General features: G+C 62.9%; 19 protein-coding genes. 8 read left to right on the top strand and 11 right to left on the bottom strand.

Annotated elements, in window-relative coordinates; all coding sequences use genetic code 11:
* Window positions 1–18: 18 nt before the first annotated feature.
* Both XI06_RS28700 and XI06_RS28695 read right to left on the bottom strand, forming a co-directional pair.
* A complete protein-coding gene (locus XI06_RS28700; RefSeq protein ID WP_237869016.1) occupies window positions 19–1494 on the bottom strand; it encodes a DASS family sodium-coupled anion symporter in 1476 nt (491 codons plus the stop codon).
* A 103-nt stretch (window positions 1495–1597) separates the two neighbouring features.
* Window positions 1598–2404: an enoyl-CoA hydratase/isomerase family protein gene (locus XI06_RS28695; protein ID WP_237862427.1), complete on the bottom strand. Its 807-nt coding sequence runs from the start codon at window positions 2402–2404 to the stop codon at window positions 1598–1600.
* A gap of 123 nt (window positions 2405–2527) precedes the next feature.
* Here XI06_RS28695 and nthA point away from each other — a divergent pair, with 123 nt between their 5' ends.
* Genes nthA through XI06_RS28680 form a run of 3 tightly spaced genes read left to right on the top strand, consistent with a single transcriptional unit; the run spans window position 2528 to window position 4193 of the window.
* Complete coding sequence (gene nthA / locus XI06_RS28690; protein WP_271607067.1) at window positions 2528–3157, top strand: nitrile hydratase subunit alpha; 630 nt, start codon at window positions 2528–2530, stop codon at window positions 3155–3157.
* Window positions 3154–3813 (top strand): nitrile hydratase subunit beta, encoded by a 660-nt coding sequence (gene nthB, locus XI06_RS28685; RefSeq protein ID WP_237862428.1) that lies wholly within the window; start codon window positions 3154–3156, stop codon window positions 3811–3813. Before nthA ends, nthB begins: the two co-directional genes overlap by 4 nt.
* Window positions 3813–4193: a nitrile hydratase accessory protein gene (locus XI06_RS28680; protein ID WP_271607047.1), complete on the top strand. Its 381-nt coding sequence runs from the start codon at window positions 3813–3815 to the stop codon at window positions 4191–4193. The genes nthB and XI06_RS28680 overlap by 1 nt, the downstream gene beginning before the upstream one ends.
* Window positions 4194–4336: 143 nt before the next feature.
* Here XI06_RS28680 and queC read toward each other — a convergent pair whose 3' ends face one another.
* Window positions 4337–5050, bottom strand: a complete 714-nt coding sequence (gene queC / locus XI06_RS28675) for a 7-cyano-7-deazaguanine synthase QueC (RefSeq protein WP_237869018.1) — start codon at window positions 5048–5050, stop codon at window positions 4337–4339.
* 127 nt (window positions 5051–5177) lie between these two features.
* On the opposite strand from queC, the gene mazG reads away from it, so the two are divergent.
* On the top strand, window positions 5178–6032 hold the full coding sequence (gene mazG, locus XI06_RS28670; RefSeq protein ID WP_271607046.1) for a nucleoside triphosphate pyrophosphohydrolase: 855 nt from the start codon (window positions 5178–5180) through the stop codon (window positions 6030–6032).
* Between the two features lie 161 nt (window positions 6033–6193).
* The gene (locus tag XI06_RS28665; RefSeq protein ID WP_271607045.1) at window positions 6194–7222 is read left to right on the top strand and encodes a DUF2278 family protein; all 1029 of its coding nucleotides are present in this window, start codon (window positions 6194–6196) and stop codon (window positions 7220–7222) included.
* Between the two features lie 50 nt (window positions 7223–7272).
* On the opposite strand, the gene hflX is transcribed toward XI06_RS28665, so the two are convergent.
* From hflX to XI06_RS28625, 8 genes are all read right to left on the bottom strand, one after another.
* The gene (hflX, locus tag XI06_RS28660; RefSeq protein WP_271607044.1) at window positions 7273–8655 is read right to left on the bottom strand and encodes a GTPase HflX; all 1383 of its coding nucleotides are present in this window, start codon (window positions 8653–8655) and stop codon (window positions 7273–7275) included.
* A gap of 11 nt (window positions 8656–8666) precedes the next feature.
* On the bottom strand, window positions 8667–8915 hold the full coding sequence (hfq, locus tag XI06_RS28655; protein WP_007591126.1) for an RNA chaperone Hfq: 249 nt from the start codon (window positions 8913–8915) through the stop codon (window positions 8667–8669).
* A gap of 247 nt (window positions 8916–9162) precedes the next feature.
* Window positions 9163–10533, bottom strand: coding sequence for a nitrogen assimilation response regulator NtrX (ntrX, locus tag XI06_RS28650; RefSeq protein WP_271607043.1), 1371 nt, complete (start codon window positions 10531–10533; stop codon window positions 9163–9165).
* Window positions 10534–10550: 17 nt separating this feature from the next.
* Window positions 10551–12974 (bottom strand): sensor histidine kinase NtrY-like, encoded by a 2424-nt coding sequence (locus XI06_RS28645; RefSeq protein ID WP_271607042.1) that lies wholly within the window; start codon window positions 12972–12974, stop codon window positions 10551–10553.
* A 349-nt stretch (window positions 12975–13323) separates the two neighbouring features.
* Window positions 13324–13494, bottom strand: coding sequence for a hypothetical protein (locus tag XI06_RS28640; protein WP_237862437.1), 171 nt, complete (start codon window positions 13492–13494; stop codon window positions 13324–13326).
* A gap of 26 nt (window positions 13495–13520) precedes the next feature.
* Entirely contained in the window at window positions 13521–13871 is a 351-nt protein-coding gene (locus XI06_RS28635; protein WP_237862438.1) for a phasin, read from the bottom strand.
* Window positions 13872–13887: 16 nt separating this feature from the next.
* Complete coding sequence (locus tag XI06_RS28630; RefSeq protein ID WP_237869027.1) at window positions 13888–14751, bottom strand: alpha/beta fold hydrolase; 864 nt, start codon at window positions 14749–14751, stop codon at window positions 13888–13890.
* Between the two features lie 9 nt (window positions 14752–14760).
* On the bottom strand, window positions 14761–17268 hold the full coding sequence (locus XI06_RS28625) for an alpha/beta hydrolase (protein ID WP_271607041.1): 2508 nt from the start codon (window positions 17266–17268) through the stop codon (window positions 14761–14763).
* 131 nt (window positions 17269–17399) lie between these two features.
* Here XI06_RS28625 and XI06_RS28620 point away from each other — a divergent pair, with 131 nt between their 5' ends.
* The 3 genes from XI06_RS28620 (at window position 17400) to XI06_RS28610 (ending at window position 19660) form a co-directional block, all read left to right on the top strand.
* On the top strand, window positions 17400–18326 hold the full coding sequence (locus XI06_RS28620; RefSeq protein ID WP_237862441.1) for an alpha/beta fold hydrolase: 927 nt from the start codon (window positions 17400–17402) through the stop codon (window positions 18324–18326).
* The gene (locus tag XI06_RS28615) at window positions 18323–18919 is read left to right on the top strand and encodes a hypothetical protein (protein ID WP_237869031.1); all 597 of its coding nucleotides are present in this window, start codon (window positions 18323–18325) and stop codon (window positions 18917–18919) included. The genes XI06_RS28620 and XI06_RS28615 overlap by 4 nt, the downstream gene beginning before the upstream one ends.
* Window positions 18920–19012: 93 nt before the next feature.
* Complete coding sequence (locus XI06_RS28610; RefSeq protein ID WP_237862443.1) at window positions 19013–19660, top strand: CoA transferase subunit A; 648 nt, start codon at window positions 19013–19015, stop codon at window positions 19658–19660.
* Window positions 19661–19663 lie beyond the last annotated feature (3 nt).

The raw sequence follows: 19663 nt of genomic DNA, 5'->3' as shown, positions 1-19663 counted from the left end.
ATTTGTCTCCGAGGAAGCTCACCGGACCATGGACAGCCAGGGCAGGACGATGACCAATAGTCCGGCGAAATAGAGCACCCCGAAGATCAGGCCAAAGCCCCAGAACTGGCCCTTCCCGATATAGCCGCTGCCGTAATACATCGGCGCCGGCCCGGTGGCGTAAGGCGAGATCACGCCCATCAGGCCGAGCGAATACATGCAGAGCATGGCAAGCGTCGTTACCGGCAAATCGGCGATACCGGAGCCGACCGCGAGCACCACCGGCAGCACGGCCGCGGCATGCGAGGTGATGCTCGAGAAGAAATAGTGGATCCAGAAGAACAGCGCGACCAGCAGGATCATCGCGGTCGACGGCGAGAGCCCGGCGAGCGGCTTTGCGAATTCATTGGCGAACCATTTGATGAAGCCGATCTCGTTGAGGCCTGAGGCCAGCGTCAGCAGCGAGGTGAAATAGAAGAACACTTCCCAGGCGCTCTTCTCGCTGACGATGTCGGCAAATTCGATCACGCCCGTGACCAGCATCAGCGAGATCACGATGAACACGACGGTCGTGGCATTGACGAAGTTCGAGCCGAGCAAGGGGATGTGAATGTCCGGGCTCGAGCCCGCGATCCACAGGAACATCGCGAGCACGATCAGCACCAGCATGATCCACTCGTTGCGCGACATCGGGCCCATCTCGCTGAGCTCCTTCGCCGCCCAGTCGGAAATCTCGGGGCTGCGCTTCACCTCCGGACGGCAGATGACATAGCTGAGCAGCGGAACGAGCAGCATCAGCAGAATGCCGAGCGGCGCAAAGCCGACGAACCACTGGCCCCAACTCACCTCGACACCAACGGTCTTCTTGGCGATCGCGAGCGCCGCCGCGTTCGGTGCCAGCGCCGTGAAGAACAGCGAGCTCGTGATCGCGGTTGCCGCGAACGCGGTCCACATCACATAGGTGCCGATCTTGCCGGCGGTCGGCCCCGGCTCTGAGCCATAGATGCGTGGGATGTTGCTGATGATGGGATAGACGATGCCGCCGCTGCGCGCGGTGTTGGAGGGCGTTGCCGGCGCCAGCAGGAAGTCCGACATCGCCACCGCATAGCCGAGGCCGAGCGTGCTGGTGCCAAGGCGTCGCACCAGCACCAGCGCGATGCGCCGGCCGAGCTGGCTCTTGCGATAGCCGATCGAGAACACGAAGGCGCCGACGATCAGCCACACCGTGCTCTCGGCGAAGCCCGCCAGCATCCAGCGCAGCGATTTATTGGGATCGGGATCGATATAGCCACTGATGCCTGCGACCGTAAGGCCAATCAGGCCGACCGCGCCGACCGGCATCGATTCCAGGACCAGCCCGGTGATGACGGCCGCGAACACGGCAAAATAGTGCCACTGATTGACGTTGAGACCTGCCGGCACCGGCCACAGATAGATCGCAAGCCAAACCACGAGCGGTGCGATCAACTTCCAGCGAAAGCCTTTCGCCTCAGGTGCCTGCGAACTGGCGGTCATACGCCCTCCCCGTGAATCAACTTCGGAATAGCCCGTTGGCCGGCCGTTTTGTCCCCGGGGCGGCGTATACGGAGTGTCCGTGCCGTGATCAATGGGCTGTGATCTACCGTCCCCGGAAGCGCGGCTTGCGACGGCCGAGGAATGCCTCGACACCCTCCTTGTGGTCCTCGCTGAGGCTGGCGAGCGCGAACTGGTCGACGTCCATGTGGCTGGCGAGATCGTCCAACGCATGCGCGAGACGGTTGACGGTCAGCTTGGTCATGGCAACAGACAGCGGCGGCTGCGCGGCCACCTTGCGAGCCAGTTCCATGGCGGCATCGAAGGCATAACCGGGATCGACCACCTGCTCGACCAAGCCCCATTGATAGGCCTCGTCAGCGGAGATGCGCTCATCGGCCAGGATCACCGCCTGCTTGGTGCGGGCCGGCCCGATCAGGTGCAGCATGCGCGGGATGCTCTGCCAGCTCATGTTCATGCCGAGCCCGATCTCGGGCACGCGCAGATGCGCATCGCTCCCCATCACGCGGAAGTCGAGCGCGACCGCGAGCGCCAAGCCGCCGCCAATGCAAAAGCCTTCGATCGCCGCGATCGTGATCTGCTCCATCTCCTGCCAGGCGCGTGTCAGGCGCGGCCCAAGCTTGAGATGCCGCCTGAGCGCGCCGAGGTCCATTTCCTTGCGCGATCGCCCTTCGTCATCCTTCAGATCGAAGCCGGCGCTGAACGCGCCCGAATTGCCTGTCAGCACCACGACCGACGTTGTCGGGTCATCCTCGAAGCTGCGCGCAGCCGCGGTGAGCTGGCGCAGCGCTTCCGGCGACAGGGCGTTGATCCCGTCATGGCGATCGAACCGCACCACGGCGATTCGTCCATCCGGCCCAAGGCTTTTCTCGATCTTGACGAACTCCTTCATGGGACGCCTCCGAAGCTGAATTTCGCCTGATCGTAGCGCACATCAGGCGTCACGAATATGGGACCTGATGCAGCGCAACGAATGCTCGACAGGACAGGATCATTGCGCTTAATCTTTCGTGCCATGAGCCACGATCACGACCATCATCATCACGACGACCATTCGGAATTGTCCGAGACCGAGCTGCGCGTGCGCGCGCTCGAGACTGTCCTGACCGAGAAGGGCTATGTCGAGCCGGCTGCGCTCGACGCCATCATCCAGGTCTACGAGACCAAGATCGGCCCGCATAATGGCGCGCGCGTCGTCGCCAAGGCCTGGACCGATCCGGCGTTCAAGCAGGCGCTGCTGGAGGACGGCAGCCAGGCGATCGGCACGCTCGGCCATGTCAGCCGCGTCGGCGACCATCTCGTCGTGGTCGAGAATACGCCTGAGCGGCACAACATGGTCGTGTGCACGCTGTGCTCCTGCTACCCCTGGGAAATGCTGGGGTTGCCTCCGGTCTGGTACAAGGCCTCGCCCTACCGCTCGCGTGCCGTGAAGGATCCGCGCGGCGTGCTCGCCGATTTCGGTGTGAGCGTTCCGAAAGACATCGAGATCCGGGTGTGGGATTCCACCGCCGAGACGCGCTTCCTGGTGCTGCCGATGCGCCCCGCAGGCACAGAAGGCTGGAGCGAAGAGCAGCTTGCCGAGCTCGTGACGCGCGACTCCATGATCGGGACCGGATTCCCCAGGGCGCCCGGAGCTCCGTCGTGAACGGTGTGCACGACATGGGCGGCATGGACGGCTTTGGAAAGGTCGAGCCGGAGCCCAACGAGCCTGTCTTCCATGAAGAATGGGAGTCCCGGGTGCTGGCGATGGTGCGCGCGATGGGCGCGGCCGGCGCCTTCAACATCGATACCTCGCGCTTCTATCGCGAGACGATCCCGCCACATGTCTATCTCTCCAGCTCCTACTACAAGAAGTGGTTCCTCGGCCTCGAGGAGATGCTGATCGAGAAGGGCTACCTCACCCGGGAGGAAGTCGCCGCGGGCCATGCCAAGAAGCCCGGCAAGGCCCTCAAGCACGGCAAGTTCGATCTCGGTCAGGTCGAGCGCATCATGGTACGCGGCAAGTTCGCCCGCCCTGCTCCAGCGCCGGCAAAATTCAAGATCGGCGACCGCGTGCGTGCCAAGAACATTCATCCGACCACGCATACGCGGCTGCCGCGCTATGTCCGCGGCCATGTCGGCGTGGTCGAGCTCAATCACGGTTGCCACGTGTTTCCCGACACGGCGGCGATGGAGCGCGGCGAGAACCCGCAATGGCTCTATACCGTCGTGTTCGAAGGCCGGGATCTCTGGGGCGCGGATGGTGATCCGACCCTGAAGGTGTCGATCGACGCGTTCGAGCCCTATCTGGATCCGGCGTGATGAGCAGCAGCGCTGCCGCCGCAGCGACGGCGGCGATTCCAAGCATTCCGCGTGACGACGATGGCCCGGTGTTCCGCGCGCCCTGGGAAGCGCAGGCCTTTGCGATGGCCTTGAGCCTGCATGATCGCGGCGTGTTCACCTGGCCCGAATGGGCCGCAGCCCTCGCCGATGAGATCAAGCGCGCGCAGGCCGCGGGCGACCCTGATACGGGCGAGACCTACTATCTGCACTGGCTCGCCACTCTGGAAGGCCTCGTCGCAAGCAAGGGCGTCGCGTCGATGGACACGCTGCACCGCTATCGCGACGCCTGGGACCATGCGGCGGACCGCACGCCGCACGGCAAGCCGATCGAGTTGCGGCCGGAGGATTTTGCGCGGTAGTTGCCTCACCCGTCATTGCGAGCGCAGCGAAGCAATCCAGAATCCCTCAAAGGCGGCAGTCTGGATTGCTTCGTCGCATCAGCGCAAAATTGCTACGCAATTTTGTCGCGGGCTCCTCGCAATGACGGCGGAGCGAGACGCAGCTACTTGGCCGCCACAAACTCCCGCCACCCCTTCGCCCGCAGGCTGCACGCCGGGCACTCGCCGCAACCGTAACCCCAATCATGCTGCGCGCCGCGTTCGCCGAGATAGCAGGTGTGGGACTGCTCGCGGATCAGATCGACCAGCGGGTCGCCGCCAAGGTCATGGGCGAGCTTCCATGTCGCCGCCTTGTCGATCCACATCAGCGGCGTGTGCAGCTCGAAGGATCTTGCCATCCCGAGCGAGAGCGCTGATTGCATGGCGCGGATGGTCTCGTCGCGGCAATCGGGATAGCCGGAATAATCGGTCTCGCACATGCCGCCGACGATGTGGGTGATGCCGCGCCGATAGGCCAGCGCCGCAGCAAAGGTCAGGAACACGAGATTACGGCCGGGCACAAAAGTGTTCGGCAGGCCATCGGCGCCCATGGTGATCGCGACATCGCGCGTCAGCGCCGTCTCGGACACCGCGGCCAGCGTCGGGATCGACAGGGTGTGGCTCTCGCCGAGCTTTGAGGCCCAATCGGCGCGCAGGCCCTTGATGCCCTCGAACAGGCGGTCGCGGCAATCGAGCTCGACGGCGTGGCGCTGGCCATACTCGAACCCCAGCGTCTCCACGCGCGCGAAGCGGCTGAGCGCCCAGGCAAGGCAGGTGGTGGAATCCTGACCTCCGGAGAACAGCACCAGCGCGGTTTGTGATGAATATGCGTCGCTCATGGGCCGCGCTTTAGCACCGCGGAACGAATCAGCCAATCGGTGGAAATCGACCTGTTCCGCAGGCCGACGCTGGGAACGGCGGCCCGCTTTTGGCATAAGCTTTTTGGACCCAGGAGACTGCCCAGCAATGACCCCTTCCCGCGACATTTCCCGCCTGATCGAGATCATGGCGGCGCTGCGCACGCCAGTGACCGGCTGCCCCTGGGACCTCGAGCAGGATTTTTCGACCATCGCGCCCTACACGATCGAGGAAGCCTATGAGGTGGTCGACGCCATCGACCGCGGCGATCTCGACGACCTCCGCGAAGAGCTCGGCGACCTCCTGCTGCAGGTGGTGTTCCACGCCCAGATGGCTGAGGAGCAGAACGCGTTCTCCTTTGGCGATGTCGTCGAGGCCATCACGCGGAAAATGATCCGGCGCCATCCCCATGTCTTCGCCGACAAGGAGGGCAACCTCGCCTCCTCCCACGTCAAGGAGGTCTGGGATCGCATCAAGGCCGAGGAGAAAGCCGAGCGTGCCGCGCGCAGGCCGCCGGAGGCGACGCCGCCGCACAAGTCGTTGCTGTCAGGCGTCAAGGCCGGCCAGCCGGCGCTGACGCGCGCGATGGAGCTGCAGCGCAAGGCCTCGACCGTCGGCTTCGACTGGAACGACCCGCGCGCGGTGCTGGCAAAAATCCGCGAGGAAGCCGACGAGATCGAGGCCGCGCTCGACCGCGACGACAAGCAGGAGATCGCGGAGGAGACGGGCGACCTCATGTTCGCCCTCGTCAACCTCGCCCGCCATGTCGATGCCGATCCGGAAGCCGCGCTGCGTGCGACGAATGCGAAATTCGAGCGGCGCTTTGCCTATATCGAGCGCGCCCTGGAGGCAAAGGGACGGACGCTGGAGCAGGCGTCGCTTGAGGAGATGGATGCGCTGTGGAATGAGGCGAAGGATGAGACGAAGCCAGCATCAGAAGGACGCAAGGAAGCCCGCCGCTAGCCTTGCGGAATTCACTGGTCGTCTTTGATCCCGAGATAGGTCAGCACCTTTTCCCGGTTCAGCGATCGGGGGGATCTCTCAAGCCATCAAATCGTCACGACAGACAGTCTAGAGTTGAGTAATATAGGCCGTGCAGCCGCAACCCATGGCAGGTGAGTGCGATGCCCCTGAAGCAATATTCGGTCCTCAAGGGACGTCCGATCGCGATGCGCTTCGGCACCGGACAGTCGCCGCACTATCAGGTCCATATCGTGGCCGACAACACGGATTTCCGCATCGCCGTCAATGTGCAGTCAGCCGACGGAAGCGAAGTCGAGTACCTGGTCCGATCGCACTTCGTCCATCCGATCACCGACCAGCTCTCAGCGCTGCCTGAGGGCCTGCACCCGCAGCCACCGAAACCGGGCAGCATGGCGCTGGACTTCATTCGCGGCAATCTGATGCAGCCGCAGGAGATGGTCCCGCTGCCATTGTCCGCGCCCGGACCGGACAATGACCTCAACGATAAGCTCAACCAGTTCGTCCAGCGCGCGCTCTCGAACGAAAGCGCGATGGTGTACGCATTCGGCGACACGTGGGGGCCGGAGACGAAGGCGGACAATTATTTCGGTTTCCGGCCGGGCCGCGGCATTCACGACATCCACATGAATCAGGGAAACCCGAGCGGACAGTTTTCCGGCGACAACGGGCCGTGGCAAGACGGCGGGCTCGTATTCGAGTTCCCGGATCAGAAGCTATGGACGGCGGTCTTCCTCAAATTCCAGACGCAGGCCTGGCACACCGACGACAAGACCGGCAATCCCATCGATCTCGGCGGAGGCAAGCCGCCGAAGCCCACCGATCCGACAACTCCCCCGACCGGGGAATCGCCCGATGGCCTCGTGCGCATCATTGCAGCGCTCGTCAACGCCGTGAAGACGCCAGAGCGGGAGGTCGTCACGCTGCTCAATACGGCCGATCGCGACATCGAACTCACCGGCTGGATGCTCGCCGATAAGCAGAAGAACAACATGGTCCTGTCAGGAACGATCGCGGCCGGCGGCACGCTTGCCGTCGTCGTGCAGAAGCCGATGGAATTGTCCAACAAGGGCGGCATCATTTCGTTGCTGGACGAGAATGGGATCAAGATCCACGGCGTCGCCTATACCAAAGCGCAGGCGAAAACGCCGGGCCTGACGATTCCGTTCTGATGTCTCAATAGATTTGCTTCGCTCCATCCGGCCTACGAAGGCACGCTGGATTACATGGCGTGATGCGGCACCGCGTCGAACCGCGACACGACGATATCCCGCTTGGTTTCATCCACTCGCACGGTCATGTCGAAGCGGCCGTCGTGCAGCTCCTTGGCGAGAACCTCGGAATTGCGATGTAGCCAGCTGATGCCGGCGCCGTCAGAGGCGTCAATCGAGAGATCGAACGTGGTGCGTTTGGCCGCAAGTCGTTCCTCGATCGCGGCGAGCAGCGCATCGATCCCCTCGCCTGACACGGCGGAGACCAGCATCGCGGGATGATCTTCCGGCCGGCGCGCTGCAATGTTCAACAGCGCTTCGCGCTTATCAGGTTCGTAGCGGTCGATCTTGTTCCAGACCTCGATGATGCGGCCGCTGTCATCAGGGTTTATGCCGAGCTGGCGCAGCACGGCATCGACGTCGCTCTGCTGGGCCTCCGCGTCTTCGTGCGAGATGTCGCGGACGTGCAGGATGACGTCGGCTTCCAGCACCTCCTCCAGCGTGGCGCGGAAGGCGGCAACGAGCTGGGTCGGCAGGTTGGAGATGAAGCCGACGGTGTCCGATAGCATCGCCTTGCCGCCATGCGGCAGCGTGAGCGCGCGCAGGGTGGGATCGAGCGTGGCGAACAGCATGTCGGCGGCCTGGACGTCGGCGCGGGTCAGGCGGTTGAACAGCGTCGACTTGCCGGCATTGGTATAGCCGACCAACGCGACCACGCGGTACGGCACGCGCTGGCGGCCGGCGCGATGCAGGCGGCGCGTCGCCTGCACCTTCTTCAGCTCGCTTTCGAGCTTGGTGATGCGCTCCTGGATCAGGCGGCGGTCGGCCTCGATCTGCGTCTCGCCAGGACCGCCCATGAAGCCGAAGCCGCCGCGCTGGCGTTCGAGATGGGTCCACGACCGCACCAGACGCGAGCGCTGATAGTTGAGATGCGCGAGCTCGACCTGGAGCGAGCCCTCCTTGGTCTTGGCGCGGCGGCCGAAGATTTCCAGGATCAAGCCGGTGCGGTCGAGCACCTTGGCCTGCAATTCCTTCTCGAGATTGCGCTGCTGGATCGGCGCCAGCGCGCAATCCATCACCACGAGCTCGACGTCGAGGCTCTTGGCGAGTGCGGCGATCTCCTCAACCTTGCCCTTGCCGATATAGGTCGCGGGCCGGATCTGGTTGATCGGCGCGATGATCGCATCGGCAATGACGAGGTCGATCGCGCGCGCGAGGCCCGCAGCTTCATCGAGCCGGGCCTCGGCGTCGCGTTGAACATGACTCTCCGATTGCGCGTCGGCACTTCCCGCACGCGCTCGCAAATAGGGGCCGACGACAAGCACCCGCCCCGTTTGCTTAGCCCCAGCCGACCGTGGACGGTCGGCCTCCCCGTCGAAATTCCGGGGTTCCAATCAGATCACTCTCAAGCCGGCTGATCCTCGCCGCCTTCGAACAGCTGGATCGGAGCGCCCGGCATGATGGTCGAGATCGCGTGCTTGTAGACCAGCTGCGAGTGACCGTCGCGCCGAAGCAGCAAACAGAAATTGTCGAACCAGGTCACGATGCCCTGGAGCTTTACTCCGTTGACCAGAAAGATCGTCAGTGGCGTTTTGGTTTTGCGAACGTGATTGAGGAAGGTGTCCTGTAGGTTTTGTGCGCGGTCTGCCGCCATTGTTTTTTTCTCGCTTTGAGTTTCTTTTTATTGCGCCCGGGAGCGGCCCTGTTTTCAAAATTGGGCCTTCTTCCGGTCGCCGCTCCTCATGAGATCCCCCTCGGAGGAACGGCTGGCCGATTAGAGGACAGGTGGACATTTTAGGCAAGCCGCTTCGCGCGGCACAACGCGCCCTATTTCTCCGAAAAACTACGGAAATAGATGATTTTTCTCAGATATCACGCAAGAGCGGCCGCGACGTCGGGCCTTAGCCAACTCCGAGCGCTTTCAACTTCCGGTGTAGTGCCGACCGTTCCATGCCAACAAACTCGGCCGTACGAGAAATATTTCCTGAGAAACGGCTGATCTGGGCAATCAAATAGTCGCGCTCGAACACTTCGCGTGCCTCTCGCAGCGGCAGGCCCATGATGTGCTCGCCATTGTTGCTGGTCGGCATCGCCGGCACCATCGAGCCGACGTCCTGGGGCAGCATGTCGGCGGTGATGATCACCTCCGGACCGCCCGCGGCCAGAATCATGACTCTCTCAACGTTGTTGCGAAGCTGGCGCACATTGCCCGGCCAGACATGCGATTGCAGCACCGCCATCGCGTCCTGGCCGATCTGGCGCTTGGGCAGGCCGCTGCCGGCCGAGATCTGCTCCATGAAATAATCGATCAATTCAGGAATGTCCTCGCGCCGCTCCGACAGCGCGGGCACGCGGATCGGCACCACCGAGAGACGGTGATAGAGGTCCTCGCGGAAATGGCCGGCCGCGATCTCCTCCTCGAGATTGCGCGCGGTCGACGAGATGATGCGGACGTCGACTTGCACCTTGGCGGTGCCGCCGACGCGCTGGAACGACTGCTCCACCAGCACGCGCAGAATCTTGTTCTGGGTCTCGCGTGGCATGTCCGCGATCTCGTCGATGAACAGCGTGCCGCCATGGGCTTCCTCGAGCGCACCGGGCTTGCGCGGATGCTCGCCATTGGACTGCTCGACGCCGAACAGCTCGTGCTCCATGCGCTCGGGCGTGATCGCCGCAGCATTGATGACGACGAACGGACCGTCAGCACGACCCGAGGCCGTATGCAGCGTGCGCGCGGTCAGTTCCTTGCCGGCGCCGGCGGGACCGACGATCAGGATGCGGCTGTTGGCCTTGGCCGCGCGCTCGATGGTCTGGCGCAGCTGGTTCATGCTCGGCGAGCGGCCGACCAGCGAGCTTGCGCTCGGCGCGAGCTGCTTCAGCTCCTTGACCTCGCGCTTGAGGCGCGAGTTTTCCAGCGCTCTGGTGGCGACCAGAATGAGACGGTCGGCCTTGAACGGCTTCTCGATGAAATCATAGGCGCCGCGCTTGATCGCGGCGACGGCGGTCTCGATGTTGCCGTGACCGGAGATCATCACCACAGGCAGATCGGCATTATCCTTCTTGACCTGCTCCAAGAGCTGCAGGCCATCGAGCTTGGAGCCCTGCAGCCAGATGTCGAGGAACACCAGATGCGGCCGGCGGTTGGCGATTTCGGCCAGCGCCGAGTCGCTGTCGCGCGCGGTCCTCGTGACAAAACCCTCGTCTTCGAGGATGCCCGCAACGAGATCCCGAATATCGGCCTCATCATCGACAATCAGAATTTCACTTGCCATGGGTCGCGCCTGTCTTCTCAGCTACCTGTTGAGGCTTCGATTTTCGTTGAATCATTGGTCTTTTCAGCCGGCTCTTTGGTTTCGGCCGCCGGCACTTTTGTTTCCTGCGCCGTAACGGAATCCCTGGCAGACTCTGCCGCCGATTGCCTGATTTCGGGCGTGGTTGCGTCCTTGGCCGTATCAGTTACCACTGGCACAGGCTCGGCTCCTTCGGCCTTCTTGGCCTGTCCGGAGATCGCAAAGCGCATCCGCATCCAGGCGCCGCGCTGGCCTTCGCGGAAGTCGGAGGCATCCTTCAGCTCGATGCGACCGCCATGGTCCTCCAGCACGCGGCCGACGATGGCAAGGCCAAGGCCGGTGCCCTTGGCGCGCGTCGTCACGTAGGGCTCGAGCAGCCGCGAGCGCGCGACCTTGGGCAGGCCAATGCCGTTGTCGATGACGTCGATCAACACGTCCTCGCCCTCGCGCGACACCACGACGTCGATGCGGCCCTTGCCGAGCTCTTCCGGCGGGACCTGCTCGATCGCCTCGGTCGCGTTCTTGACGATGTTGGTGACCGCTTGCGAGATCAGCCGGCGGTCGAACTGGGCGCGCAGCGGATCTTCTCTGAACTCGGCCTCGATATCGAGCTCGGGATGGGCGACCTTCATCAGGAACACCGCCTGCCGCACGGTGTCGGCGACGTCCTCACCTTCCATGACGGGTTTCGGCATCCGCGCAAAGCGCGAGAATTCGTCGACCATGCGCCTGATGTCGTCGACCTGACGCACGATGGTATCGGTGCACTGGTCGAAGATCTGCTTGTCCTTGGCTTCGGTGATGTCCTTGCCGAACTTGCGGCGGATACGTTCGGCCGAGAGCTGGATCGGCGTCAGCGGGTTCTTGATCTCGTGGGCAATGCGGCGCGCGACATCGCCCCAGGCCGAGGTGCGCTGGGCCGAGACCAGCTCGGTGATGTCGTCGAGCGTGATGATGTAGCTGTCGTGCGGCTGGTTCTTCTCGGCGCTGACACGAACCGACAGATTGCGCTCGGTGCCGTCGCGCGTGATCGTGATCTGGCCTTGCACCAGGCGCTGAGTCCCTTCCCGCGACGCCTTCATCATCTCGTCGAGCTCGGGCAGCACGTCGGAGAGCGGATGGCCGAGCGTCTCGGCCTCGGAATGCCCGATCAGCTTCTCGGCGGAGCGGTTGAGGATACCGACGCTCCCCGAGGTGTCGACGCCGATGATGCCGGCGCTGGCCGACGACAGCACGGCCTCGATGAAGCGACGGCGGCTGTCGATGAGATCGCTGGCATTGACGAGCTCGTCGCGCTGGCTGCGCAATTCCTGCGTCATCTTGTTGAAGGTCTCGCCAAGCTGGGCGAGGTCGCCTTCCGATTTGTGCACCTGCACCTTCACATGGAGGTCGCCGGTCGAGACGGTGTGGGCTGCGTTCATCAACCGTCGGATCGGCGCCACCAGCGAGTTGGCGAAGTTGAGCCCGATCAGCACCGAGGCCATCAAAATGGTCAGCGCGATCACCGCGAACATCAGCGCGAAGGCGACCTGGATTCCGAGCTTGCGCGACTCAATCTGGGCATATTCGGCAACGCTCAGCTCGGTCTGTCTGAGTTGCGCGACGACCCTTGGATCAAGAGGGCGCGCGACGTAGAGGAAGGTATCGGTGAAGCCCTTGAGCCTGATCACGGCTGCCACCAGATTTTGATCGGGCAGAACCGCGATTTCGGGCTCGTTCTCGTTGACGTTCTGAAGAAACTCCGGCGCAGGCGGCGCGAAGGTGAGCGGGACACCGCCGGTTTCCGCCGACAGGATCGGATTGGCGTCCTTGCCCATCAGCATCGCGCCCGGCAGGTTACGTGCCGCTGCGCTCGAGGTCAGCAGTTGCAGGAACGACTGCCGATCCTGGTCAAACAGCAGCGGAACGCGCGAGATGTCGTTGGCCATGCCGAGAATGTCGCCGCGGATCACTTGCGCGTGCTCCTGCATGTAGGCGCGTGCGATGATCAGCGAATTCTGGATGACTTCCTTGGTCGGTCCAGAGAACAATCGGTCGAGGCCTCGTTCGATCGTGACGTTGGCGACTACGGAAACAAGCACCGCCGGCAGCACGGCGACGATCGAGAACAGACTGACGATCTGCACGTGCAGCCGCGCCGCCGCCCGCCCGCGCCGGCGGGCCTGGATCATCTGCCAGACTTCGCGGACAATGATCCCGATCAGGAGCAGGATGGTGCCCGCATTGATCGCCAGGAAGGAGCTGACGACCTCCCGAGTTGGCTCGATGCTGGTCAGGCCAGTTAAAACCAGGAAGGTCAGAAGCGCCGACAGCAATGCGAGAGCCACGGCAAACGGGCCCAGCCAGCGCCTTACCGACCAGCGCCGGGGCTCTTCGGCTGGGGCCGAGTCAAAGGATGCGGCCGAGGTATCTGCGCTGGTCATTCCGGCAATGGGTGCTGAATACGGGGTCCGCTTGGGCGGAGACTGATGTATTCGTACCACATTGTTGCTAAGACGCGACAGTGTCAAATAGCCACGTGATCTCAGTAGCTTGCCGAATTCAACTTCTTCTTTTAGCCATGATTTCCCAAAACGGAGAAGCCGGGATTCGAGTGCTCCTCGCGGCAGGGCCCCTCGCCGGCAGCTGCTCACGGAACCAGCCCCGTCCGCCATGACCTGCGAGCCCGCGGTCCGCGCCAGATCAATTCCCGGCCTGCCGTGAGACTCCCGCGACCCGGTAGGACATTCCTTGACTTGGGTGACGTCAGCTGATTGCCACGGCGCTGCCAGCTCAATCCTGCTTGCGCCGATCGAGGCGTTTTCGCTGAGCCTTCATACGCCTGATCTCCTCGTTCAGCTCGTCGGTCTTTGCCTCGAGCCGTTGATCTCTCGACACCTGCTGATCGGCGCTGCGCAGCTTCTCGATGGTCTTTTCGACCGAGAGCTTCCTGATTTCAGCCATGACCTTCTCCAACCGGGTGATGTGGCTCAGATTTTGGTACCGAACATGGCGCTCGCCGCCTTCATCGCGGACTCGCCCATGGTCTTGGCCTGGTCGGTGAGCGCGCGCATCTGGTCCTGGAAGAACTCGGATTGAATCTTGAGCGCATCCTGCACGTCCTGGGCCTGGATGAGCTTTTCGCCGAGATCGAACGTCGCCGAGACGTTATGCTGCATGCGGGCGCAGATCTCCTTTGCCTGACCGGCAATCGGCAAGGACGAAGAGCCAAGCCCCTTCTCCAGAAGGTCAAAGTATTCCGCATTCGCCTTGCGCAAGCGTCCGAGCGTTTCTCCGAGCATCGTTCGGATTGCTTCTGCGGATGGGTTGATCTCAGCCATGGCCTCTCTCCTGTGGTTATGCAGCAAGTCCCCCGAAGCAGGCGCCGAAATAGCCGGCATAGAGCGCCGGCATTTCCAGGTTCATCGAATGTCCGATCCGGGGCACGATCACGAGGCGGCAGTCCGGCATCGCTTCTGCCATCGTGCGTAGGTCAGCCGGCGGGATCCAGCCGTCCCATTCGCCCCACAGCACCAGATGCGGATGCCGCAGCTCTTTCATACGGCGCTCGAGCTCGCGGCTCTCTCTTTCCCGCGTCAGATTGATCGGCGTCCCGATCCAGATGCCTTCCGAGACGCCAAAGGTCTGGTCAATGATGCGGTCGAACAGCGCCTGGATCTCGCCCAGGCCTTCGCGGAAGCGAGGCACGGCGTTCGGCGCCATGCTGTCTGGTACGAACAGCGAGGAAGCCGCGGTCGCCATGACCGTCCGCGTCAGCTCCTTATTCGCCATCATCGCCCGAAACAGGCCGATCTGATCGGCATTGAAGGCCATGCCGAGCGGCGTCACCGGATCGAGCGCGAACACGCGGCCAAAGCGCTGGGGCTGCGCCAGCAGCATGCGCGCCGCAATGATGCCGCCGGTCGAATGCGTGGCGAGATGGCAATAGCCGATCCCCAGCGCATCGAGCGCGGCGATCATGTCATCGGCGTGCTGCTGCATGGAATAGTTTGAATAGTCTGTCGCAGGCTTCGGCCGATCGCTGTCGCCGCAGCCGCGCCAGTCGATGCCGATGACACGGAGGCCCGAGGGAAACAGCGGTGCGGCGAGCTCGATCCAGTCCTTGCTGGCGAGATTGCCGTGGATGAAGACGACGGTGACGTCGCCCTGTCCCCACTCCCGCCAGCCAAGCTGGACTTCTCCCGCCTGCACCCGTGGCATCAACCGATCCTATTTGTTCAAGCCAGCCGTGGGCGCAGCGCCAGGCGGGGTCGGCGCCACGGGGATGGCCGAGGCGACGGCGCCCTTGATCATGCGGTCGGTGCCCAGTGGCGATGATGTGTCCACGCGTCCCTTGATCACGAAGTCGACGACATCGGCGGAATACTCCACCGGGTTGTCGGTGTGGATGAAGTGCCCCGTCTCTGGATAGATCTTGAGCATCGGCCGGTTGCCGGCATTGGTCATGCGCGACATGAACGGCGTGATGACGTCGCGTCCGAGATCCGTCAGTCCGTTGAAGGCCGGCGTCGGAATGAACGGTTCCTTGTCGCCGAACGCGAGGAAGATCGGCGCCTTGATCTCCGTGACCCGCTCGTAGAGGTTCTTCGGATCATCCTGCTGAAGCTCGGATCCGATTGTGTAGATGTCGAAGATGAAGACGTTGCACCATTGTTCGAGCTCCTTGGGGTTGCCCTTGGTGAGCCCGACGCGCTGCTCGGTATGGAAGCGCGCATACTCGCTGTCACTGAAGAAGTAGCCGCTCTTCGCCGCCGACACCACGCCGGTGTCGGGATCACGCTTCTTGAAATAGAAGAAGTCGCGGATGCCCTGCTCGTCACGGGCCTTCTCAGCAGCCAGGATGCCAGTCTGGTCCCAGATCTGCCTCCACTTGTCGAAGTCGCGGCCGAGACCCGGCTGGAACAAAGGTGCTTTCTTATCCTTCGCAATGGTGATGTCGCGCGGGTATTCCTCGAGTCCTGAAGGCGCTTCGAGTGCAAGCCCCTGCACCGCGTCCGGCCAGGTCAGTGCATAGCCCATCACGAACTGGCCGCCGAGCGAGTGGCCGAGATAATAGGCCTTCTTGACACCGAGCTGGTTGACAACGAGATCGTAGATGGTCTCGCGCATGTCCTGCATGGTGCGCGCCGGGCTCTTGTCGAGATTGCCCGGCCCCGACATGCCGTAGCCCGGCAAGTCAGGAACGATCACGCGCAGGCCGCTGCGCAGCGCGTATTGCATGATGTTGCCGTAGTGCCCGCCGAAGGCGCCCTTTCCGTGGATGATCACGAGCACCTTCGGGTCAGTATCGGTGCCGGCATACTCATCCATGTAACCGATCTGCCAGGTATTGCCGATCTTGTCTTTGGCATTGGCGTATTTGACCGGATAAGGATAGGTCACGAAATCCTTCCAGAAGGATTTGCCCGGATCGATCTTTTCGGCGACGCCCGGAACACGATAATTTTTGTCGACAAACAACTGGGCGCGATCGAGCGCCGCCACATCGTCCATGAAGGCGACGAACTTGGGATCGTTCTTGCGCTGGTTGATGATCGGGAACACGCCGTAATGGGCGACCGGGCTTTCCTGCGCGATCAGGTCTGCCCCCGGCACGCGATCGACAGCCTTCTGTGCCAGCTTGAAGTTGAGCCAGAGATCGTTGGTGATGTGCATCACCAGCGTGCGCGCCTGGATACGGCCGAGATAGGGATTGATGTTGTGGGTCTCGCCGACCCGATTGCGCCAGACGAGATCGACGGCGTCATAGAGCTTGGCGCGGTTAGTGACATTCAGGCCCGCCTTCTCGTTCGGGGGATCCCAGTAGAAGATTTCAGGCTGGACGGCCTTCCAGTCCTGGGTCGTGCGAAAGGCAAAATCGTATCCGGTCATTCCCAGGATCGACCAGCCGAACGCGACGCCCGGCACCGGATGCTTCTCCTTGGGGAGCTTGTAATAGTCACCCTTGGTCGCCTGCCAGACCGGGTCGCCCTCGATCGCCGCCGTCATCATCTGGAAGGTCCAGTTACCGACAGGGTCGTCGCCGTCTGACTGCGTCGTGCCGCCGATCGGCATCAGCGCGTTGATATATTCCGGATGCATCACGCCCCAGACATAGGTCTGCGTGCCGCCCATGGAGACGCCGGTCACGAGCGCAACGCGCGCGACCTTCAGCTCGTCCCGTAGCAGGCGATAGTTCGCCTGCACCATGTCGTAGTAGCTGTATTGCGGAAACTTGATGCCAAGACCGTCTGACGGCTTGCTCGCACCCCAGGTGCCGAGCGGATCGACCATGATGACGTAGTAGCGGTCGGTGTCGATCGGCCGGCCCGGGCCGATGATCGGAACACTGCCCGAGAGTGGCGCGCCCTTGACCCACTGCTCATACATGTCCGTGGAGTCGCCGGAATAGTAGGAATTGACGACGACGGCATTGGTGATTTCGCCCGCGGCATTGCGCCGCGCGTTGCCGATCGCGATGTAACTGGTGCGAAGCTTGCCTGCGCCGAGCGATTCCAGCGTGACGCCGCCCTCGCCGCCAAACTCCCATTTGGCGCGATCGGACAGGTCATATTTGCCGCCCAGCCTGAAGTTCGCGATCTCGTAGGTCTTCTTCAAACCATCATGTTGCACTTGCGACGAACGCCGCGTGAAAGGTTGTGCAACTGCCAGCGACATGCCGACGAGCAGCAGGATGAGGCCGACGAAACCGCGCCTTACGAATCCTCTCCCGATCATGATGGAGTCCTCCTCCCTTGCGCATTTTGACGGAACGCTAGGCAGGCCGATCGGGCGAGCTTTGATCTAACTCAATGGAATGCGTCCCGTCGGATGAAGGATCGCGCAATCAAAACCTGCTGGCGAACGCAATGCCCTTCCTCAGTCATGGCTCGTACCGGATTCGCTATGAGCTCGACGGTCCGGCCGACGCGCCGGCCTATGTGCTCGTCAACGGGCTCACACAATATGCCGAGCTGTGGGCGGCCTATCGTGATGCTCTGCTGGCCCGGCACTTTCGCGTCGCCACATTTGACCTGCTTGGCCAGGGCGTCTCGGACAAGCCGGCGCTCTTCATCAATCAGGACGATCATGTCGCCGTGCTTCACCAACTGATCAGCGCGCTCGGCGACGGACCCGTCTTCCTCAGCGGCATCAGTTTCGGCGGCCTGATCGCGCTGCGCTATGCCATCGAACACGGCAAGCGTCTGTCCGGGCTGGTGCCGATGAGCTGCTTTGCCGAGCTGTCGCCGCAGCTGCTCTTGATCGGCAACGCACTGCGTACCGGCCTCATCCTCGGTGGCACCAGTTACCTCCAGGACCTGCTGCTGCCAATGAACCTGTCTGACCAATGGCTGGAACCGCTGCTGGACAAGCTCGACAGCGTCAAGCGGCAGGGTTGGCTCGTCAACGACGTCTATGCGCTGCAAAACCTGATGGAGTCCTTTCTCGACTTCCATCCGATCACCTCGCAGCTTTCGTCCATCGCCGTCCCGACCATGATCCTGAATGGCGAATTCGACTTCCTGACTCCCCGCTCCCTGCACGAGACGCTTCGCGTCGAAATCCCCGACAGTGCGTTGGTGATCATTCCGGAGGGCTATCACGCCTTCACCCTCGAGAAGGGAGCGCTCACCGCAGATCTGCTCGCGCGCTTTGCCGAGGACGTGCTGGCCGGGCGCTGGAAGGGCAACAAGGCGGTCTTGATTGCGCCCGACGAGCCCGGCGGCGAGCTTTCGCCGTTTCCGGCCGGCTACGACCATCTGCGCGCGATTCCCGTGCAGAGGCCCTCGCCATGAGCAGCTTCCTCGGGCCGCTCGACGCTGACGGTCGTGTGCCGCCGCACCAGCAGACGCGCGTGGCTGCTTTCCTGATCTCGGCGCATGGCGCGCTCGCACGGCAATTCGCGCTGGCGCTGCCGTTACGGATCGAGGCCGCCTGGCAGACCGAATTGAACGCCCAGTTCTACCGCGAGTCCGAGATCGTCTCGTTGCTCCAGCGCGCGACCACCTGGGTGCCGGATATCGCCCTGGGCTACATGGCCGCTTCGTGGGAGACGACCTGGCTTCCTCCGGCAATCGAATTGACCGGGGATCGCAGTCTTGCGCCTGCCGTCCATCTGGCCACGCTTGCGCATGCCGTTCATGCCGCCATCCGCCCGGCAGCGCTGCTGCCGACCGAGGCCAGCCCGGCTGATCCCTTCGTCCTGGCGTTGCGTCGCATCGAGTTCGAGAGCGGCCGCTTGCTCCAGGCGCAAATCCTGTTCCTGAAAAGGCCTGAGCTCGTGCCCTTCCGCGATGCCGTCAGCGCGACGCTGGAGCAGCGGCACAATGAGATGCGCAGGCTCTGGCGCGAGATGTTGGCGAGCATCGGCATCGACATACGCGAATGATCGGAAGCCTTGACGCAGATCAACGATGGAAATCTGCCGTCCCGGAACATTCCTCCAACACCATGTCCGCTCCTGCCGATCGGAGTTCCATCGATGAAGGCCGTTTCCATCGAAGAAGCCGTTGCGATGATCCCCGCCGGGGCAAGCCTCATGGTCGGAGGTTTCATGGGCGTTGGAACGCCGGAACGTCTGCTCGACGAACTCGTGCGGCAGAAGAAGACCGGGCTAAGCCTGATTTGCAATGATGCAGCCACCCCGGGCAAGGGTGTCGGCAAGCTGTTCGATGCGGCGCTGGTCGCTCGCTTGACTGCCACCCATATCGGCCTCAATCCCAAGGCGCAGCAACAGATGCTGGCGAACCAGATCGCCGTCGATCTCGTCCCGCAGGGTACTTTCGTCGAGCGCATTCGCGCAGGCGGATGCGGTCTCGGCGGCGTTCTGACCCCCACCGGAGTCGGCACGTTGGTTGCCGAAGGCAAGCGTGAGATCGAGGTCGACGGCAAGCCATTCCTGCTGGAGACCGCTCTGCGAGCGCAGTTCGCGCTGGTGCATGCATTCCTCGCCGACTATCTCGGCAACCTCGCCTACGCGCTGACGTCGCGCAATTTCAATCCCGTCATGGCGATGGCCGCCGATACCGTCATCGTCACCGCGGAGAACATCGTGCCCGTCGGAGTTATCGCGCCCGATCACGTCGTGACGCCGGCACCGCTTGTCGACTACCTCATCACCAACGGGTGACAC

The organism is Bradyrhizobium sp. CCBAU 11434, assembly GCF_028128895.1.
Classification (GTDB): Bacteria; Pseudomonadota; Alphaproteobacteria; order Rhizobiales; family Xanthobacteraceae; genus Bradyrhizobium; species Bradyrhizobium zhengyangense.
This window is presented reverse-complemented; position numbering and strand designations above follow the sequence as displayed.

Coding starts and splice junctions, on each gene's coding strand:
- XI06_RS28700 (WP_237869016.1), bottom strand. CDS start 1,494: ATGACCGCCAGTTCGCAGGCACCTGAGGCGAAAGGCTTTCGCTGGAAG.
- XI06_RS28695 (WP_237862427.1), bottom strand. CDS start 2,404: ATGAAGGAGTTCGTCAAGATCGAGAAAAGCCTTGGGCCGGATGGACGA.
- nthA (WP_271607067.1), top strand. CDS start 2,528: ATGAGCCACGATCACGACCATCATCATCACGACGACCATTCGGAATTG.
- XI06_RS28680 (WP_271607047.1), top strand. CDS start 3,813: ATGAGCAGCAGCGCTGCCGCCGCAGCGACGGCGGCGATTCCAAGCATT.
- queC (WP_237869018.1), bottom strand. CDS start 5,050: ATGAGCGACGCATATTCATCACAAACCGCGCTGGTGCTGTTCTCCGGA.
- mazG (WP_271607046.1), top strand. CDS start 5,178: ATGACCCCTTCCCGCGACATTTCCCGCCTGATCGAGATCATGGCGGCG.
- XI06_RS28665 (WP_271607045.1), top strand. CDS start 6,194: ATGCCCCTGAAGCAATATTCGGTCCTCAAGGGACGTCCGATCGCGATG.
- hfq (WP_007591126.1), bottom strand. CDS start 8,915: ATGGCGGCAGACCGCGCACAAAACCTACAGGACACCTTCCTCAATCAC.
- ntrX (WP_271607043.1), bottom strand. CDS start 10,533: ATGGCAAGTGAAATTCTGATTGTCGATGATGAGGCCGATATTCGGGAT.
- XI06_RS28645 (WP_271607042.1), bottom strand. CDS start 12,974: ATGACCAGCGCAGATACCTCGGCCGCATCCTTTGACTCGGCCCCAGCC.
- XI06_RS28640 (WP_237862437.1), bottom strand. CDS start 13,494: ATGGCTGAAATCAGGAAGCTCTCGGTCGAAAAGACCATCGAGAAGCTG.
- XI06_RS28635 (WP_237862438.1), bottom strand. CDS start 13,871: ATGGCTGAGATCAACCCATCCGCAGAAGCAATCCGAACGATGCTCGGA.
- XI06_RS28630 (WP_237869027.1), bottom strand. CDS start 14,751: ATGCCACGGGTGCAGGCGGGAGAAGTCCAGCTTGGCTGGCGGGAGTGG.
- XI06_RS28625 (WP_271607041.1), bottom strand. CDS start 17,268: ATGATCGGGAGAGGATTCGTAAGGCGCGGTTTCGTCGGCCTCATCCTG.
- XI06_RS28620 (WP_237862441.1), top strand. CDS start 17,400: ATGCCCTTCCTCAGTCATGGCTCGTACCGGATTCGCTATGAGCTCGAC.
- XI06_RS28615 (WP_237869031.1), top strand. CDS start 18,323: ATGAGCAGCTTCCTCGGGCCGCTCGACGCTGACGGTCGTGTGCCGCCG.
- XI06_RS28610 (WP_237862443.1), top strand. CDS start 19,013: ATGAAGGCCGTTTCCATCGAAGAAGCCGTTGCGATGATCCCCGCCGGG.